The sequence below is a fragment of the Pseudomonas sp. Pmew2 genome (genome assembly GCF_058129885.1).
This window is the reverse complement of the sequence record NZ_CM176702.1, coordinates 507,521-525,037: the sequence shown is the minus strand read 5'-3', so window position 1 is coordinate 525,037 and position 17,517 is coordinate 507,521. Positions and strand designations below refer to the sequence as shown.

Here is a 17,517-nt window from a genome sequence, read left to right as displayed (position 1 = left end):
TCACTAATCTCTCGCAACAAGTCCGAGACCAAGGCATTAATGCTTTGGTCCCGGCACTTCGCTGATGCGCCCATCCCTACAACACCTTCCTCACATTCTCCGGCAAATAATCCACATACTTACGCATCGGATTTTTTTGACATTGGGCGATAATGCCCGGCGCCGCCTCCAGCAGTTCAACAACCAATGCCTGACGTTCGTCCAGGGTGAGAAATTGCTCTATGACCGGACCGCTCGACAGGTACAGCTCTGTCCGCATTAGCGCATCCGGCTTGACGTCCTTGCGCCAGTTGCGACCCTCGAACATTTCCCTGTTCAACTGCCAGCACAACTCCTGCTTCAGCTCGGCATTGGCTGTCAGCGGCGGGTTGCTGTGTGGTCGCCCTGTGAAGGTAAACGTGACCGTAACTGCTTCGCCCTCGGGATGAGAGGCCGGTGGGTCCCAGGGTTCAAAGGTCCATAGTTCAACAGCACTTCGGGTCAGGCTGATGAACCTCGGATCAGTTGCCCCCTGCACTTCAAGAAAGCGCACGCCGCCATCGGCCTGAATGAAAATCCTGACGGTGACACTGTTTTTTACCAAGGCATAACGCATCGACGCCGGATAGTCCGGCTCCGGCATATACAACGGTACCGGATACGACGGCAACGCCTGTGCTGTCCCCGCCGAGAGTAACCCCGCCAACACGATCACACTCAGCACGCGGCTCATTCGCTGCCCTCCGCTTGCTCGGCCAACCCGACCATCAATACCTTGACCGGCCCAGGCAGGTAATCCCCATACAGATGATCCGGATTGCTTCTGCAGTTGCTCACTACCGCAGGTATCGACGCTCCGAGCAATTCAAGCAACGCCTTGCGCTGGGGCTCGCTGCGCTGGTGGGCAACATGACTGCCGAACAGCGCCTGCCCGGTGTACCAGAACACGTCGACTTTACTCAGCGGCTCTTTGGGATAGTCCTGGCGGGCGGATTTCACTTCGTGGTTGAGGTAACCGCAACGGATGTTGCCCAGGCCGACGGTGACTTCGGTATTGAAACGCCTATAGCCATGGGAGCCGAAAATCACCGGCACGGTGATCGTGGTCATGGGCGGCGCGCCGACTGTTCCGACCCAGGGTTTGTAACGCCACTGGCGGAGCGCCTGCTCCACCGCTTCGGCGAGTTGCGGGTGGCCGCTCTCTACGGCCCTGACTTCGCGGACCTGACCGTCGGACTTTATCCACAGCTGTGCCCGGACCTTGCCTGCGTAGCGGGTCTTGACCAGTTCAGGAGGAAACACCGGTGCTGGCGTGTACACCGGCACCAGAAATGACTCCGTCGCGCCAACGTGCGGGGCCAGTGCGACGGCAATCATGAAGGCGAAAATTCTCATTGTTGTATGGGCTCATCGTCGTGGTGCGCCGCTGCGGCGCAATGACGACGATGGTAAAAGCCTGCCGAAAGACCAGTAAGCACGCGGCTTCCGATACGCCTGTAGGACCCATCCCAAACTTTTGAAACACATACAAACGCTCGCCAAATGTTCATAAAAGAACAGGAAAACGTCGGTATCTCCTACAAAAAATCAGTCCAAAGGCACTGCTTTTTTCTGTAATGAAAATGTAATATTCGCATTCGCAAAAAAACAATAATCAGGAGCTTCTCCATGTTTGGGTTTTTCCGCCCTGCCAGGCATCAGGCACCCCTTCCCGAAGAAAAGGTCGATAGCACTTATCGGCGTCTGCGCTGGCAGATCTTCGCAGGCATCTTTATCGGTTATGCCGGTTACTACCTGCTGCGCAAGAATTTCTCGCTGGCTATGCCGTATCTGATCGACGAAGGCTATACGCGTGGCCAGCTGGGCGTGGCGATGTCGGCCATCGCGATTGCCTACGGCTTGTCGAAATTCCTCATGGGGATCGTTTCGGACCGCTCCAACCCGCGGTACTTCCTGCCCTTCGGCCTGCTGGTATCTGCCGGGATCATGTTCATCTTCGGCTTCGCGCCGTGGGCGACGTCCAGTGTCACGATCATGTTCGTGCTGCTGTTCATCAATGGCTGGGCCCAAGGCATGGGCTGGCCGCCGAGCGGGCGGACGATGGTCCACTGGTGGTCGCAGAAAGAGCGCGGCGGCGTGGTGTCAGTGTGGAACGTGGCGCACAACGTCGGCGGCGGCCTGATCGGCCCGCTGTTCCTGCTCGGCATGGGCTGGACCAACGACTGGCACGCAGCATTCTATGTGCCGGCGGCCGTTGCGCTGCTGGTGGCGGTCTTTGCTTTCGCCACCATGCGCGACACCCCGCAATCGGTGGGCCTGCCGCCTATCGAGCACTACAAGAACGATTACCCGGAAGGCTACGATGCCAGCCACGAAGAGGAATTCAGCGCCCGGGAAATCTTCGTCAAATACGTGCTGCGCAACAAGTTCCTGTGGTACATCGCGATGGCCAACGTGTTCGTTTATCTGCTGCGCTACGGCGTGCTGGACTGGGCCCCGACCTACCTGAAAGAAGCCAAGCACTTCACGGTCGACAAGACCTCATGGGCCTATTTTCTTTACGAGTGGGCAGGTATTCCGGGCACGCTGCTGTGCGGCTGGATGTCGGACAGGATCTTCAAGGGTAATCGCGGCCTGACCGGCATGGTGTTCATGTTTCTGGTGACCATTGCCACGCTGGTGTATTGGCTGAACCCTGAAGGCAACCCGACCGTCGACATGATCGCGCTGGTGTCTATCGGTTTCCTGATCTACGGCCCGGTCATGCTGATCGGCCTGCAGGCGCTGGAACTGGCACCGAAGAAGGCAGCGGGTACGGCAGCCGGCTTTACCGGGCTGTTCGGCTACCTGGGCGGGTCGGTCGCGGCGAGTGCTGCGATGGGCTACACGGTCGACCACTTCGGCTGGGACGGCGGCTTTGTGCTGCTGATCGGCGCGTGCATTCTGGCGATGGCATTCCTTGCGCCGACGCTGCGGCACAAACAGGTCGCCAGCACCTCGCGCGATACCAAGGACTGACCCAAAGGCCGGTCAGGCGGTCTCTGACTTGCAGCGCTTGAGCCGCGCCTCCAGATTCAGGTCTGGCATGGCGTGGCTACGCAGGGCCTTGGCCGTCTGTTCCACGTACTCGCGAGTGGTTCCATAGCGCCCGCTGGCGCTGGCCAGCACCTGGCTCAGCACGCTGTCGGGCAGGTTGCCAGCGTAGCTGGGCAAATGCCGTTCCAGCACGAAGCCCAGCGCCTGTACTTTCCTGCCGTCTTCAAGGCGGCAATTGAGCCAGTGCGGGCGATACGACGGATACGGCATCTCACGCTCCCACAAGGCCAGCAGCGATTTCTCCAGGCATTCATCCGGCAGGCGATAGGCAAAGCCGGTGCATGAACCGCCGCGATCCAGCCCGAATACCAGGCCTGGCACCTCAGGCGTACCGCGATGTTCGTGCGACCACAGGTAAAGCCCACGGTGATAACCGTGCACTCGACCGCGCTGGCTCTCTACCGCAGTGCACTCGGGACGCCAGATTAGCGAGCCGTAGGCGAACAGCCAGACCGGGCCGCCTTTGTGAAGACGCATGGTGGCGTCCATGGATGCGAGCAGTTGCTCGCGGGTAAGCTGCGGACCCAGATCGATAACGGGCGGGTACGTCAGCCCAAGGCCGTCATGCACTGCAGCGGCCAACTCGTTGATTGGATTCTCCATTTGCCCCCCTGACAGTCTGGCTGTCAGTTTTTACCGAGCCCCGCTGACTCGCTCGTGGGTGAGCGGCATCAGGGTGTCGTGGTTCGGTTGTTGCCACAGACCAAAGGCCTGCCTCTACAAAAAGTTGTCTGGCGGCGAATTGACATCGCCGTAAGCTATAAGCAGCTGAAGCAATTTACACTCCAGTTATGCAGCCGTCAGTCCGGCGTTACGGACGCGGTGCGTAGGCGAATACGTCTGCGCGCATCTGGTGAGCGTCCATTCCGGCACTGACAAGAGCGTCCAGCGTTCCGTAAACCCTGGCAGGCGAGCCGCTGGCGTAGACGTAAACCGCCGACAGGTCCTTGATGTCTTCGCAAACTGCCTCGTGCAGCAGACCACAGCGCCCTTCCCAGCCACACAGGTCACTGACGACCTTGTGCAGGAACAGGTTCGGCAGTGCCGTCCACTCATCCCAGTGGCTGACCTGGTAAAAATCCTCGGGCCGACGCACGCCCCAGTACAAATGCACCGGATGACTGAAGCCTGCTGAGCGACAGTGCTCAAGCAAACTGTTCATTTGCGCCATACCTGTACCGGCAGCGATCAGTACCAACGGCCCGTCCGGCAGCTCGGCAAGGTGGGTATCGCCAAACGGCAGCTCGACCCGCGCCATTTTGTTGCGTTGCAGTTGCTCGATCAGGCTGCGCGCACTGTCTTCACGAGCCAGTACATGCAGCTCCAGATCACGGCCACTGTGCGGTGCCGATGCGATGGAGAATGCCGACTTCTCGCCATTCTCCCGCTCGATCATCAGGTACTGTCCAGCGTGATAACGCGGTGGTTTGCCTGCCGGGGCGCGCAAGCCTACCCGCCAGACATCGCCACCGATTTCGACACACTCGCTCAACTGGCAGGCAAAGCTGCGCACCGGCAGCTCACCCTTGGCCAGCACGCCATCCCAGAGCACAACACAATCTTCAAGCGGCTCTGCTACACACGTATGAATCTCACCGTGATCAAGCTCCTGACCCGACTGCATCACCCGCCCCTCGACCAGCAAGGCCGAGCAGATATGACAGTTGCCGTTGCGACAGCTCTGCGGGCATTCATAGCCCAGACGCTGCGCAGCATCGAGAATCCGCTCGCCCGGCAGGGTGTCCAGCACCGCACCTGACGGCTGCAAGGTTACGCGCATCAGTCTATTCCCAACTGAGTCCAGATCTCGTCCACGCGGCGTGTGGTGGCTTCGTCCTTGACGATAGCCCTGCCCCATTCACGCGTGGTTTCGCCTGGCCATTTGTTAGTGGCGTCCAGGCCCATTTTCGATCCCAACCCGGACACCGGAGAGGCAAAATCGAGGTAATCGATAGGCGTGTTGTCGATCATGACCGTGTCGCGCTTGGGGTCCATGCGGGTGGTGATGGCCCAGATCACGTCATTCCAGTCACGAGCATTGATGTCATCGTCGGTGACGATCACGAACTTGGTGTACATGAACTGGCGCAGGAACGACCAGACCCCCAGCATCACGCGCTTGGCATGACCAGGGTACTGTTTCTTGATGGTCACCACCGCCATGCGATAGGAGCAACCTTCAGGCGGCAGGTAAAAATCGACGATCTCCGGAAACTGCTTTTGCAGAATCGGCACGAACACCTCGTTCAGCGCGACGCCCAGAATGGCGGGCTCATCCGGTGGACGGCCGGTGTAGGTGCTGTGGTAGATCGGCTTGATACGGTGCGTGATGCGCTCGACGGTCAACACCGGAAAGCTGTCGACTTCGTTGTAATAGCCGGTGTGGTCGCCATAAGGCCCTTCGTCGGCCATCTCGCCCGGATGAATCACACCCTCCAGCACGATCTCGGCGCTGGCCGGCACTTGCAGATTGCTGCCACGGCATTTGATCAGCTCAGTGCGCGAGCCACGCAACAGCCCGGCGAAGGCATATTCGGACAGGCTGTCCGGTACTGGCGTCACGGCACCGAGAATGGTCGCCGGGTCAGCGCCCAGCGCGACGGCAACCGGATAAGGTTCGCCGGGATGCTTGGCGCACCAGTCGCGAAAATCCAGCGCGCCGCCACGATGGCTGAGCCAACGCATGATGATCTTGTTGCGGCCAATGACCTGCTGACGGTAAATGCCGAGGTTCTGCCGCTCTTTGTTCGGGCCCTTGGTGACCGTCAGGCCCCAGGTAATCAGCGGTGCGACGTCGCCCGGCCAGCAGGTTTGCACGGGCAGCATGCCGAGATCGACGTCATCGCCTTCGATGACAATCTCCTGGCAGGGTGCATCCTTGACCACCTTGGGGGCCATGGCGATGACTTTGCGGAAGATGGGCAGCTTGGACCAGGCATCTTTCAGTCCCTTGGGCGGCTCGGGTTCTTTCAGAAACGCCAGCAGCTTGCCGATTTCACGCAGCTCACTGACCGCTTCGGCGCCCATGCCCATGGCTACGCGCTCTGGCGTGCCGAACAGGTTGCCCAGCACCGGGATATCAAAACCGACCGGTTTTTCGAACAGCAGGGCCGGGCCCTTGGCACGCAAGGTACGGTCACAGATTTCAGTCATTTCCAGCACAGGCGAGATCGGCATCTGGATGCGTTTCAACTCTCCGCGCTGCTCAAGCTGCTGCACGAAATCCCTAAGATCTTTGAATTTCATTAACCCGGCCATTTATCCAAATAGACGCACATCGTACCTGCTCCAGCCCTTCAAGGCAGCTAATCGGCGGCGCGCGGGCAAAAAAAATGGTGCCCCGAAGGACACCATTCTTTGTTTCAGCCTGCCAGTTACTTGCGTTTCATGGACAGGAAGAACTCATCGTTGGTCTTGGTCTGCTTGAGCTTGTCGATCAGGAACTCGATAGCCGCGACTTCGTCCATCGGGTGCAGCAGCTTGCGCAGGATCCACATGCGCTGCAACTCGTCATCAGCGGTCAACAGCTCTTCACGGCGTGTGCCGGAGCGGTTGATGTTGATGGCCGGGAACACACGCTTCTCTGCGATCTTGCGATCCAGAGGCAGCTCCATGTTGCCAGTACCCTTGAACTCTTCGTAGATGACTTCATCCATCTTCGAACCGGTTTCAACCAGTGCGGTGGCGATGATAGTCAACGAGCCGCCTTCTTCGATGTTTCGCGCAGCACCGAAGAAGCGCTTTGGCTTCTCGAGCGCATGAGCATCGACACCACCGGTCAGTACCTTGCCGGAGCTCGGGATGACGGTGTTGTAGGCGCGAGCCAGGCGGGTGATGGAGTCAAGCAGGATAACGACGTCTTTCTTGTGCTCGACCAGGCGCTTGGCCTTCTCGATCACCATTTCGGCAACCTGTACGTGACGGGTTGGCGGTTCGTCGAATGTCGAGGCAACCACTTCGCCGCGCACGGTGCGCTGCATTTCGGTTACTTCTTCCGGACGCTCATCGATCAGCAGAACGATCAGGTGCACTTCCGGGTTGTTACGCGTGATGTTCGACGCGATGTTCTGCAGCATGATGGTCTTGCCCGCTTTCGGCGGAGCAACGATCAGACCACGCTGACCTTTACCGATCGGTGCGCACAGATCGATCACACGACCGGTAAGGTCTTCGGTGGAACCGTTACCGGCTTCCATCTTCATGCGAATAGTCGGAAACAACGGCGTCAGGTTTTCGAACAGAATCTTGTTCTTGGCGTTTTCCGGACGGTCGTAGTTGATCGTGTCGACCTTGAGCAGAGCGAAATAACGCTCACCTTCCTTTGGTGGACGGATCTTGCCAACGATGGTGTCGCCGGTACGCAGGTTGAAGCGGCGGATCTGGCTAGGGGAGACATAGATGTCATCCGGGCCGGCCAGGTAGGAAGCGTCTGCAGAGCGCAGGAAACCGAAGCCGTCCTGGAGAATCTCCAGCACGCCATCACCGGATATTTCCTCGCCACTTTTGGCGTGCCGTTTGAGCAGGGAAAAAATGACGTCCTGCTTGCGCGAACGGGCCATATTTTCTATGCCAGCCTGTTCGGCCATTTCGAGCAATTCGGTAATCGGCTTTTGCTTGAGTTCAGTCAGGTTCATATGGGGAATGACGTAATCATGTATGGAGGGGGAAATTAAGCTTTTGGCTTAATGAGGCCGCGCCGCAGAAAAGGCGACAGGATCGCGTACTAAATCGAAAGGAGAGCGTCGGCGACGGCTAGCAGGGGGCAACGGAGAAGCCGTTGCGGGGCCGAATGTACCACCTGATTTTCCAGGCGTCTAGTACGACACCCGAAAAAAACCCCGCTATTTGCGGGGCTTTGAAGTGCTTCAGATGTTGGCGTCGAGAAACGCGGCCAACTGCGACTTCGACAGAGCGCCCACTTTGGTAGCTTCGACGTTGCCATTCTTGAACAGCATCAACGTCGGGATACCGCGCACGCCATGCTTGGCAGGGGTTTCCTGATTCTCGTCAATATTCAGCTTGGCAATTGTCAGCTTGCCGGCATAGGTGTCGGCGATTTCGTCCAGCACCGGGGCAATCATCTTGCACGGACCGCACCACTCAGCCCAGTAATCTACAAGCACAGCACCCTCAGCCTTGAGTACTTCGGCTTCGAAGTTAGCGTCGGTGACGTGTTTGATCTTTTCGTTGCTCATGGAAGTCTCCGAGGTCATAGGCGAAAAACGACGCTCATCATAGCGGGCCACAAGTCCTTCAGGAAGCGAAGGTTCATTGAGTCTGGCTATGGTGGTGCATGACTGGAGTTATGGCAGAGGCTCAGCTGGAAGGCGAAACGAACACAATGCCAGTACGAAGCGCTGCGCCACGGATGTGATCCTGCATGGCCTTTTGCGCGGGCCCCGACGCATGCCGGGCCAGCGCGCGAAGGATCTTGCGGTGCTCCTGCCAGGTTTCCATGACCCTTGCCGCACGTATGAACGGCATTTTCTGGCTCTCAAGGAAGATGTCGGCACCTGCGGTCACGATCCCCAGCATGGCCTGATTGCCACTGGCGACCAGAATATGCCGGTGAAACTCGAAGTCCAGCCGGGCTGCGGCCTCGAAGTCGCCGGCACGCAATTCCAGACGCATGGCCTCGACATTGTCTTCAAGCACGTCTCGTTCATCAGCGGTCAGGGTGACGGCTGCCAAGCCCGCGGCGAAGCCTTCCAGCGCGTAGCGCAGTTGAAACGTGTCGGCCGGAGAAACCTGTGCCTCGAAAGGCCAGGAAAAACCACTCGTGCGCTGTTCTGGTTCAGAAATGGACTGCACGAACACGCCTTTACCCGGCTGGACGCTGACCACTCCCAATGCGCTGAGCGATGACAAGGCCTCACGCAATGAAGCACGACTGACTCCCAGCAAAACCGCCAGATCGCGTTGCGACGGCAGGCTCTCGCCGGGCTTGTACCCTTGCTCGGCGATCAACTTGCGAATGGCCCGGAGGGCTGATTCGGGTACTGCGAGTGAAGTGTGCGGCATCACTGTTCAGGCCAGTCAGTCCAGTAAAAATCCCTTTTATCGCCATCCCGAAGATTCGGCAAGCGACGCCCAGTGCTGGGGCGGCAGCGCTTTTCAACGCGTCAAAGCAGGGCGAGCCACACCTTTACTGGTCAGACCAGTAAGACCATAAACACGCTGCAAAGCTTGAGTTATGGCACGTCATCGCCTGATGGCATGCGCTGTGCACTGGAGACGGACCAACATCCTACGTTTCGCCCGGAGATTTCTATGACCAAGCGTTACAGCGCCCTGCTTGCTGCACTGTTTGCCAGCCTGATGCTGAGCCAGACACCCGCCCACGCCAACGGCCTGGACGACGTTGTAGCGCGTGGCACCTTGAAGGTGGCCGTTCCGCAGGACTTCCCGCCATTCGGTTCGGTCGGTCCGGACATGAAGCCTCGCGGCCTGGACATCGACACCGCGCAACTGCTGGCCGACCAATTGAAGGTCAAGCTGGAACTGACGCCGGTCAACAGCACCAACCGCATCCCGTTCCTGACCACCGGCAAGGTTGATCTGGTGATCTCCAGCCTGGGCAAGAACCCGGATCGCGAGAAAGTCATCGATTTCTCCCGCGCGTACGCGCCGTTCTACCTGGCGGTATTCGGCCCACCTGATTCTCTGGTCAAGGACATCGCTGACCTGAAAGGCAAGACCATCAGTGTTACCCGTGGCGCGATCGAAGACATCGAGCTGTCGAAAGTTGCACCTGAAGGCGCAACCATCAAGCGCTTTGAAGATAACAACTCGACCATCGCCGCCTACCTGGCTGGCCAGACCGACCTGATCGCCAGCGGCAACGTGGTGATGGTCGCTATCAGCGAGCGCAACCCCAAGCGCATTCCAGCGCTGAAAGTGAAACTCAAGGATTCGCCTGTTTATGTCGGCGTAAACAAAGGCCAGCCGGAACTGCTGGGCAAGGTCGACGAGATCCTCAACGCCGCCAAGGCTGACGGCGCGCTGGAAAAAGCGTCGCAGAAATGGCTGAAGCAACCGCTGCCTGCCGATCTCTGATCACTGCTTTCCGGTAACAGGATTCACCAATGGCTTATCATTTCGACTTTACACCGGTCCTGCAGAACATTGATGTGCTGTTGCGCGGGGCTTTGTTCACGCTGGAACTGACGGCCATTGGCACCCTGCTGGGCGTCAGCCTCGGCATTGTCGGTGCCGTCGTGAGGGCCTGGAAGATCCAGCCCTTTGCGACGATCTTTGCGATCTATGTCGAGCTGATCCGCAACACACCGTTTCTGGTCCAGCTGTTCTTCATTTTCTTCGGTCTGCCATCGCTGGGCGTGCAGATCACGGAATGGCAGGCGGCGGTGCTGGCGATGGTCATCAACCTGGGCGCCTACTCGACGGAAATCGTGCGGGCAGGCATTCAGGCGATTCCCAAGGGACAGCTTGAAGCGTCGGCAGCGCTGGCGATGAATCGTTATGAAGCGTTTCGCTACGTGGTCCTGGTCCCGGCATTGAGCAAGGTCTGGCCGGCCTTGAGCAGCCAGATCATCATTGTGATGCTGGGCTCGGCGGTCTGCTCGCAGATTGCCACTGAAGAGTTGAGCTTCTTTGCCAACTTCATCCAGTCACGCAACTTCCGCTCGTTCGAAACCTACATTGTGACCACGCTGATCTACCTGGCCATGGCGCTGCTGATCCGGCAACTGCTGGCCTGGATCGGGCGTCGCTACATATCGAGGAACAGCTGATGGATTTCACCCTCTGGGACATCCTGCGCAATCTGCTGATCGGCCTGCAATGGACCGTTGCCCTGTCGCTGGTGGCCTTCATTGGCGGTGGCTTGATCGGCTTGCTGGTGATGGGCATGCGTACCTCGGAAAAAACCGGCCCGCGTGTGACCGCCAAGCTCTATATAGAATTGTTTCAAGGCACACCATTGCTGATGCAACTGTTTCTGGTGTTCTTCGGTGTTGCCCTGATGGGCATGAACATTTCGCCCTGGGCAGCGGCAGCGCTGGCCTTGACGCTGTTTACCAGCGCCTACCTCGCCGAGATCTGGCGCGGCTGCGTGGAGTCGATCTCCAAGGGCCAGTGGGAAGCGTCTGCCAGCCTGGCGATGACCCCATTCGAGCAGATGCGCTACGTGATATTGCCTCAGGCGCTGCGTATCGCAGTTGCGCCAACGGTCGGCTTTTCCGTGCAGGTGGTCAAAGGCACTGCGGTGACGTCGATCATCGGCTTCACCGAATTGACCAAGACCGGCAGTATGCTGGCCAACGCTACGTTCGAACCTTTCATGGTCTATGGCTTCGTTGCTCTGGGCTACTTCATCCTGTGCTACCCCTTGTCGCTGTGCGCGCGCCATCTGGAAAGGAGACTGCATGCCTCTGCTTAGAATTTCCGCCCTGCATAAATACTATGGCGATCATCACGTACTCAAAGGCATCGATCTGTCGGTCGAAGAGGGCCAGGTCGTGGCAATCATTGGTCGCAGCGGCTCGGGCAAAAGCACCCTGTTGCGCGCGCTCAACGGCCTGGAGTCGATCAACGATGGTGTGATCGAGGTCGATGGCGAATATCTGGACGCCGCACGCGCCGATCTGCGCACCCTGCGTCAGAAGGTCGGCATGGTGTTTCAGCAGTTCAACCTGTTCCCGCATCTGAGCGTGGGCGAGAACGTGATGCTCGCGCCGCAGGTCGTGCAGAAGGTGCCCAAGGCCGAAGCCGCGAAGTTGGCGAGAAAGATGCTGGAGCGCGTCGGGCTGGGCGAGAAGTTCGACGCCTTCCCGGATCGCCTGTCCGGTGGCCAGCAGCAACGCGTGGCGATTGCCCGCGCACTGGCGATGTCGCCCAAGGTGTTGCTGTGCGACGAAATCACCTCGGCGCTTGACCCGGAGCTGGTCAACGAAGTGCTCAGCGTGGTGCGCCAGCTGGCTGCCGACGGCATGACCCTGATCATGGTGACCCACGAAATGCGCTTCGCCCGCGAAGTTGGCGACAAACTGGTGTTCATGCACCAGGGCAAGGTGCATGAAGTGGGCGACCCGAAAGTACTCTTCGCCAACCCGAAAACCCCGGAACTGGCGAACTTCATCGGCACCGTAGAGCACGCGTGACAAGAGCGTCGCACGATAGGTGGGGTCATCGTTCCTCCAGTGCAGGAACGCAGTAGTGGAAGCCCCTGTGGGAGCGAACTTGTTCGCTAAAGGGCCGGTACATCCGCCGAAGATGCGTCGCCTGGCACACCGTCTTCGCGAACAAGTTCGCTCCCACGGCCTTCGGCCAGAAGCCTGTAAGCTCAATTGTCCGGACTGTGTATCACGCCGAGCACTCCAACGAGGGAACGCAAAGCATCGGCACGACAATGACATAACTATCACATTGATTAGCTAGCCATCCGCCACCTCACAAGAGTAATACCGGGTATTTCCGCTGCCTGGACAGCTTCGCGTTGGCGGCAGGCATGGATCGTGGCACGATGGTCCGGTTATCGAACTGGATTTCCTGACCATGCCGCACTCAACACCCAAGAATTTTTCACTGATCGCCGCCATCGACCTGGGCTCCAACAGCTTTCATATGGTTGTGGCAAAAGCCAATCAGGGCGAAATTCGCATTCTTGAGCGCCTGGGCGAGAAGGTGCAGTTGGCCGCTGGCATCGACGAAGAACGCCAGTTGACTGAAGAATCCATGCAGCGCGGTCTCGACTGCCTGAAACGTTTTGCCCAGCTGATCAATGGCCTGCCGCCCGGTGCCGTACGCATCGTGGGGACCAACGCGCTGCGCGAAGCCCGCAACCGCAACGACTTCATTCATCGCGCCGAAGAGATTCTCGGCCATCCGGTGGAAGTGATCTCCGGCCGCGAAGAAGCGCGCCTCATTTATCTGGGCGTTTCGCACACGCTGGCCGACACCCCCGGCAAGCGACTGGTCGCCGACATCGGCGGCGGCAGTACCGAATTCATCATCGGCCAGCGCTTTGAGCCGCTGCTGCGTGAAAGCCTGCAGATGGGCTGCGTGAGTTTTACTCAGCGCTACTTCCGCGACGGCAAGGTGACACCCGCGCGTTACGCACAGGCCTACACCGCTGCCCGCCTGGAAATCATGAGCATCGAACATGCGCTGCATCGCCTGAAGTGGGATGAAGCGATTGGTTCGTCAGGCACCATTCGCGCTATCGGCCTGGCGCTCAAGGCCAACGGTTACGGCGCTGGCGAGGTTAATGCCGAAGGGCTGGCCTGGCTCAAGCGCAAGCTGTTCAAGCTGGGTGACGCCGAAAAGATCGACTTCGACGGCATCAAGCCCGACCGCCGCGCGATTTTCCCCGCAGGCCTGGCGATTCTGGAAGCGATCTTCGATGCGCTTGAGCTCAAGCGCATGGATCACTGCGAAGGTGCCCTGCGTGAAGGCGTGCTGTACGACCTGATGGGCCGCCACCATCACGAAGACGTGCGTGAGCGCACGCTCAGCTCGCTGATGGAGCGCTACCATGTTGATCTGGAACAGGCCGCACGCGTCGAAGCCAAGGCGCTGCATGCGCTGGAGCAGGTTGCCGAAAGCTGGGAATTGCAACACGAGAGCTACGCCGAACTGCTGAGCTGGGCCGCCAAGGTGCATGAGATTGGCCTGGACATTGCTCACTATCACTACCACAAGCACGGCGCGTACCTGATCGAGCACTCTGACCTTGCCGGTTTCTCCCGCGAAGACCAGCAAATGCTCGCTCTGCTGGTGCGCGGTCATCGCCGTAATATTCCCAAGGACAAGTTCGCCGATTTCGGCGCAGAAGGCATCAAGCTGATTCGCCTGTGCGTGTTGTTGCGCTTTGCGATTCTGTTTCACCACATTCGTGGCACCCAGGAGATGCCGCGTGTGATCTTGCGTGCCGACGGCCCGAATCTGGACGCCGAGTTCCCCACAGGCTGGCTGGAAAACAACCAGCTGACTCAGGCCGACTTCGCGCTGGAAGCGGAGTGGCTGACCCGAGTCGGCATCGTCTTCAGCGTACGCTGAGAACCGGGTTGCTCAGGCGCTCCAGCAGGGTCGCCTGGGCGCTTCGGGCGTTCTGATTGCCGGTCGGCGTGCTGCGCACGTAACGCCCGTCTGGCTGCAACAGCCAGCTGTGGGTGTTGTCGGTCAGGTAGCTTTCCAGCTCCTTCTTCACACGCAGAATCAACTTCTTGCCTTCCACCGGGAAGCAGGTCTCGACACGCTTGTCGAGGTTGCGCTCCATCCAGTCGGCACTCGACAGGAACATTTGCTCGTCGCCGCCGTTAAGGAAGTAGAACACCCGCGTGTGCTCCAGGAATCGGCCGATGATCGAGCGCACATGGATGTTGTGCGAAACCCCGGCGATGCCCGGACGCAAACAGCACATGCCGCGCACCACCAGATCGATGCGCACACCGGACTGGCTGGCCTTGTACAACGCCCGGATGATCTTCGGATCGGTCAGCGAGTTGAACTTGGCGATGATGTGCGCAGGCTTGCCGTCGAGCGCAAATTGCGTCTCGCGGGCGATCATGTCGAGCATGCCTTTCTTGAGCGTGAACGGCGCATGCAGCAGTTTCTTCATGCGCAGCGTTTTGCCCATGCCGATCAGCTGACTGAACAGTTTGCCGACGTCTTCGCACAATGCGTCGTCAGAGGTCAGCAGGCTGTAATCGGTGTAAAGACGCGCATTACCGGCGTGATAGTTACCGGTACCGAGGTGTGCATAACGTACGATCTCGCCGGCTTCGCGACGCAGGATCAGCATCATCTTGGCGTGGGTCTTGAAGCCGACCACACCGTAGATCACCACCGCACCGGCAGCCTGAAGACGGCTGGCCAGTTGCAGGTTGGACTCTTCGTCAAAACGGGCGCGCAGTTCGATCACCGCGGTGACCTCTTTGCCGTTACGCGCCGCATCAACCAGCGCATCGACGATTTCCGAGTTCGCTCCGCTGCGGTACAGCGTCTGGCGCACAGCCAGAACGTGTGGATCCTTTGCCGCCTGACGCAGCAGGTCGACAACCGGCGTGAACGACTCGAAAGGATGCAGCAGCAGAATGTCCTGCTTGCTGATCACGCTGAAAATATTTTCGCTGTTCTGCAGCAGTTTGGGGATCGCTGGCGTGAACGGCGGGTATTGCAATTCAGGGTGGCTGTCCAGGCCAGTAATGCTGAACAGGCGCGTCAGGTTGACCGGCCCGTTGACCTGATACAGCTCGGACTCGTTCAGGTTGAACTGCTTGAGCAGGTAGTCCGACAAATGTTTGGGGCAGGTATCCGCCACTTCCAGACGTACCGCATCGCCGTAGCGACGCGAGAACAGCTCACCGCGCAGGGCACGTGCCAGGTCTTCCACGTCTTCCGAGTCCAGCGCCAGATCGGCGTTTCGGGTCAGACGGAACTGGTAGCAGCCCTTGACCTTCATGCCCTGAAACAGGTCGTCGGCGTGAGCGTGGATCATAGACGACAGGAACACGAAGTTGTCGCCTGGGCCACAAACCTCTTCCGGCACCTTGATGACACGCGGCAGCAAACGCGGTGCCGGGATGATCGCAAGACCCGAGTCGCGACCGAAGGCGTCGATACCTTCAAGCTCGACAATGAAGTTCAGGCTCTTGTTGACCAGCAACGGGAACGGGTGCGTCGGGTCCAGACCGATCGGGGTGATGATAGGCGCGATCTCGTCACGGAAGTAGCGACGTACCCAGGCCTTGAGCTTGGCCGTCCAGTGACGGCGACGAATGAAGCGGACCTGATGCTTTTCCAGCTCCGGGAGCAGAATGTCGTTGAGGATCGCGTACTGGCGATCAACATGACCATGCACCAGCTCGCTGATTCTGGCCAACGCCTGATGCGGCTGCAAACCGTCGGCACCGGCCTGTTCACGGGCAAAGGTGATCTGTTTCTTCAGACCTGCGACACGAATCTCGAAGAACTCATCGAGGTTGCTGGAGAAGATCAGCAGGAACTTCAGCCGCTCCAGCAACGGGTAGGACTCATCGAGCGCCTGTTCCAGTACCCGGATGTTGAACTGCAATTGCGACAGTTCACGGTGGATATACAGGCTGCTGTCGTCCAGGTTCGGAGCGACGATAGCGGGCACCGCAGCGGCAGGCGCCTCAATGGCCGGGATTACTTCGATGTCAGGTTCAACCGCGGGCGTCGCCTGCGGCACATCGACTTCAACAGCGGCTTCGATGAGTGCTTCGGTATTCATGAATGATCCTGTGAGGCTATTGCCCCTTCAACAGTTGAGCGGCGCGAACAGCGAAGTAGGTAAGGATGCCGTCGGCACCGGCGCGTTTGAAGGCTGTGAGGGACTCGAGAATAACCCCTTCACTCAGCCAACCATTCTGGATTGCTGCCATGTGCATCGCGTATTCACCACTGACCTGATAGACAAAGGTCGGCACTTTGAACTCATCCTTGACCCTGTGCAGGATGTCCAGATAAGGCATACCTGGCTTGACCATCACCATGTCGGCACCTTCAGCCAGGTCAGCTGCGACTTCGTGCAGTGCCTCGTTGCTGTTGGCCGGGTCCATCTGATAGGACGCCTTGTTGGCCTTGCCCAGATTCAGCGAAGAACCCACCGCATCACGGAACGGGCCGTAATAGGCACTGGCGTATTTGGCCGAGTAGGCCATGATCCGCACGTTGACGTGCCCGGCCAGTTCCAGCGACTCACGGATGGCCTGGATGCGACCGTCCATCATGTCCGACGGCGCGATCACCTGAGCACCCGCATCGGCGTGCGACAAGGCCTGCTTCACCAGTGCGTCGACAGTGATGTCGTTCTGCACATAGCCCTCTTCGTCGAGGATGCCGTCCTGACCATGGGTGGTAAACGGGTCCAGCGCCACATCAGTGATGACGCCCAACTCCGGGAAACGGTCACGCAACGCGCGGGTGGCGCGTTGCGCAATGCCATCCGGGTTCCAGGCTTCAGCGCCGTCCAGAGATTTTTTCTCGGCCGGCGTTACCGGGAACAAGGCCAGCGCTGGAATGCCCAGTGCGACCCAGTGCTCGGCTTCCTCAAGCAACAGATCGACACTGAGACGCTCGACGCCAGACATCGAGGCGATGGATTCACGACGGTTTTCACCATCGAGGACAAATACGGGGAGAATCAGATCGTCAACGGTGACAACGTTTTCACGCACCAGCCTACGGGAAAAGTCGTCGCGGCGATTACGGCGCAGACGAGTGAGAGGAAACAGGCGGTTTGCGGGGGTAAAGCTCACGGCGAGACTCCTGAGCCCGCTTACGCGGGCAAGCGCGACAGTTATAAGCCGCCATTATGACCAATGTGTGACAGTCATGGTTCGACCTGCGACTGCACGTCGCGGTCATGGCCCTTATGAGGATCCGACCATTGTGGTTGTAAGAATCTTTAACGTCGAGACACATATCGACACTTTCATCATTGTCTTGGGCGCGTTAGGC

At 58.9% G+C, this 17,517-nt stretch carries 16 protein-coding genes; 6 read left to right on the top strand and 10 right to left on the bottom strand.

All coding sequences use genetic code 11. The features are described from left to right. Positions 1-76: 76 nt before the first annotated feature. Both AC4ANK_RS02440 and AC4ANK_RS02435 read right to left on the bottom strand, forming a co-directional pair. The gene (locus tag AC4ANK_RS02440) at positions 77-712 is read right to left on the bottom strand and encodes a hypothetical protein (protein WP_002551566.1); all 636 of its coding nucleotides are present in this window, start codon (positions 710-712) and stop codon (positions 77-79) included. Next, the gene (locus AC4ANK_RS02435; protein ID WP_002551565.1) at positions 709-1,374 is read right to left on the bottom strand and encodes an energy transducer TonB; all 666 of its coding nucleotides are present in this window, start codon (positions 1,372-1,374) and stop codon (positions 709-711) included. Before AC4ANK_RS02435 ends, AC4ANK_RS02440 begins: the two co-directional genes overlap by 4 nt. Before the next feature lie 273 nt (positions 1,375-1,647). On the opposite strand from AC4ANK_RS02435, the gene glpT reads away from it, so the two are divergent. Then, complete coding sequence (glpT, locus tag AC4ANK_RS02430) at positions 1,648-2,997, top strand: glycerol-3-phosphate transporter (protein WP_002551564.1); 1,350 nt, start codon at positions 1,648-1,650, stop codon at positions 2,995-2,997. 12 nt (positions 2,998-3,009) lie between these two features. Here glpT and AC4ANK_RS02425 read toward each other — a convergent pair whose 3' ends face one another. The 6 genes from AC4ANK_RS02425 to AC4ANK_RS02400 all read right to left on the bottom strand — a co-directional run bounded on the left by AC4ANK_RS02425 (position 3,010) and on the right by AC4ANK_RS02400 (position 9,096). Next, positions 3,010-3,678, bottom strand: coding sequence for a gamma-glutamylcyclotransferase (locus tag AC4ANK_RS02425; RefSeq protein WP_002551563.1), 669 nt, complete (start codon positions 3,676-3,678; stop codon positions 3,010-3,012). A 208-nt stretch (positions 3,679-3,886) separates the two neighbouring features. After that, complete coding sequence (locus AC4ANK_RS02420) at positions 3,887-4,855, bottom strand: CDP-6-deoxy-delta-3,4-glucoseen reductase (RefSeq protein ID WP_460384129.1); 969 nt, start codon at positions 4,853-4,855, stop codon at positions 3,887-3,889. Continuing rightward, a complete protein-coding gene (ubiD, locus tag AC4ANK_RS02415; protein ID WP_002551561.1) occupies positions 4,855-6,321 on the bottom strand; it encodes a 4-hydroxy-3-polyprenylbenzoate decarboxylase in 1,467 nt (488 codons plus the stop codon). Before ubiD ends, AC4ANK_RS02420 begins: the two co-directional genes overlap by 1 nt. Positions 6,322-6,449: 128 nt before the next feature. Then, the gene (gene rho / locus AC4ANK_RS02410; protein WP_002551560.1) at positions 6,450-7,709 is read right to left on the bottom strand and encodes a transcription termination factor Rho; all 1,260 of its coding nucleotides are present in this window, start codon (positions 7,707-7,709) and stop codon (positions 6,450-6,452) included. 231 nt (positions 7,710-7,940) lie between these two features. Next, positions 7,941-8,270 (bottom strand): thioredoxin TrxA, encoded by a 330-nt coding sequence (gene trxA / locus AC4ANK_RS02405; RefSeq protein WP_004655183.1) that lies wholly within the window; start codon positions 8,268-8,270, stop codon positions 7,941-7,943. A gap of 121 nt (positions 8,271-8,391) precedes the next feature. Beyond that, positions 8,392-9,096 (bottom strand): FadR/GntR family transcriptional regulator, encoded by a 705-nt coding sequence (locus AC4ANK_RS02400; RefSeq protein ID WP_002551558.1) that lies wholly within the window; start codon positions 9,094-9,096, stop codon positions 8,392-8,394. Positions 9,097-9,345: 249 nt separating this feature from the next. Between AC4ANK_RS02400 and AC4ANK_RS02395 the strand changes: the two genes are divergently transcribed. From AC4ANK_RS02395 to ppx, 5 genes are all read left to right on the top strand, one after another. Beyond that, a complete protein-coding gene (locus AC4ANK_RS02395) occupies positions 9,346-10,131 on the top strand; it encodes a transporter substrate-binding domain-containing protein (protein ID WP_460384126.1) in 786 nt (261 codons plus the stop codon). 29 nt (positions 10,132-10,160) lie between these two features. Continuing rightward, the gene (locus tag AC4ANK_RS02390) at positions 10,161-10,826 is read left to right on the top strand and encodes an amino acid ABC transporter permease (protein WP_002551556.1); all 666 of its coding nucleotides are present in this window, start codon (positions 10,161-10,163) and stop codon (positions 10,824-10,826) included. Continuing rightward, positions 10,823-11,473 (top strand): amino acid ABC transporter permease, encoded by a 651-nt coding sequence (locus tag AC4ANK_RS02385; protein ID WP_032074436.1) that lies wholly within the window; start codon positions 10,823-10,825, stop codon positions 11,471-11,473. Before AC4ANK_RS02390 ends, AC4ANK_RS02385 begins: the two co-directional genes overlap by 4 nt. Next, a complete protein-coding gene (locus tag AC4ANK_RS02380; protein WP_002551554.1) occupies positions 11,460-12,194 on the top strand; it encodes an amino acid ABC transporter ATP-binding protein in 735 nt (244 codons plus the stop codon). The genes AC4ANK_RS02385 and AC4ANK_RS02380 overlap by 14 nt, the downstream gene beginning before the upstream one ends. Before the next feature lie 394 nt (positions 12,195-12,588). After that, positions 12,589-14,091 carry an exopolyphosphatase gene (gene ppx, locus AC4ANK_RS02375; RefSeq protein ID WP_002551553.1) on the top strand — a complete coding sequence of 501 codons (1,503 nt, stop codon included), beginning with the start codon at positions 12,589-12,591 and terminating at the stop codon, positions 14,089-14,091. On the opposite strand, the gene ppk1 is transcribed toward ppx, so the two are convergent. Next, on the bottom strand, positions 14,078-16,288 hold the full coding sequence (gene ppk1, locus AC4ANK_RS02370; RefSeq protein WP_002551552.1) for a polyphosphate kinase 1: 2,211 nt from the start codon (positions 16,286-16,288) through the stop codon (positions 14,078-14,080). The two genes, ppx and ppk1, sit on opposite strands and share 14 nt — an antisense overlap. Before the next feature lie 16 nt (positions 16,289-16,304). Next, complete coding sequence (gene hemB / locus AC4ANK_RS02365; protein ID WP_002551551.1) at positions 16,305-17,315, bottom strand: porphobilinogen synthase; 1,011 nt, start codon at positions 17,313-17,315, stop codon at positions 16,305-16,307. Positions 17,316-17,517 lie beyond the last annotated feature (202 nt).

Excerpts from the sequence above, each read along its gene's own strand:
- AC4ANK_RS02440 (WP_002551566.1), bottom strand. The coding sequence starts at position 712 with ATGAGCCGCGTGCTGAGTGTGATCGTGTTGGCGGGGTTACTCTCGGCG.
- AC4ANK_RS02435 (WP_002551565.1), bottom strand. The coding sequence starts at position 1,374 with ATGAGAATTTTCGCCTTCATGATTGCCGTCGCACTGGCCCCGCACGTT.
- glpT (WP_002551564.1), top strand. The coding sequence starts at position 1,648 with ATGTTTGGGTTTTTCCGCCCTGCCAGGCATCAGGCACCCCTTCCCGAA.
- AC4ANK_RS02425 (WP_002551563.1), bottom strand. The coding sequence starts at position 3,678 with ATGGAGAATCCAATCAACGAGTTGGCCGCTGCAGTGCATGACGGCCTT.
- AC4ANK_RS02420 (WP_460384129.1), bottom strand. The coding sequence starts at position 4,855 with ATGCGCGTAACCTTGCAGCCGTCAGGTGCGGTGCTGGACACCCTGCCG.
- ubiD (WP_002551561.1), bottom strand. The coding sequence starts at position 6,321 with ATGAAATTCAAAGATCTTAGGGATTTCGTGCAGCAGCTTGAGCAGCGC.
- rho (WP_002551560.1), bottom strand. The coding sequence starts at position 7,709 with ATGAACCTGACTGAACTCAAGCAAAAGCCGATTACCGAATTGCTCGAA.
- trxA (WP_004655183.1), bottom strand. The coding sequence starts at position 8,270 with ATGAGCAACGAAAAGATCAAACACGTCACCGACGCTAACTTCGAAGCC.
- AC4ANK_RS02400 (WP_002551558.1), bottom strand. The coding sequence starts at position 9,096 with ATGCCGCACACTTCACTCGCAGTACCCGAATCAGCCCTCCGGGCCATT.
- AC4ANK_RS02395 (WP_460384126.1), top strand. The coding sequence starts at position 9,346 with ATGACCAAGCGTTACAGCGCCCTGCTTGCTGCACTGTTTGCCAGCCTG.
- AC4ANK_RS02390 (WP_002551556.1), top strand. The coding sequence starts at position 10,161 with ATGGCTTATCATTTCGACTTTACACCGGTCCTGCAGAACATTGATGTG.
- AC4ANK_RS02380 (WP_002551554.1), top strand. The coding sequence starts at position 11,460 with ATGCCTCTGCTTAGAATTTCCGCCCTGCATAAATACTATGGCGATCAT.
- ppx (WP_002551553.1), top strand. The coding sequence starts at position 12,589 with ATGCCGCACTCAACACCCAAGAATTTTTCACTGATCGCCGCCATCGAC.
- ppk1 (WP_002551552.1), bottom strand. The coding sequence starts at position 16,288 with ATGAATACCGAAGCACTCATCGAAGCCGCTGTTGAAGTCGATGTGCCG.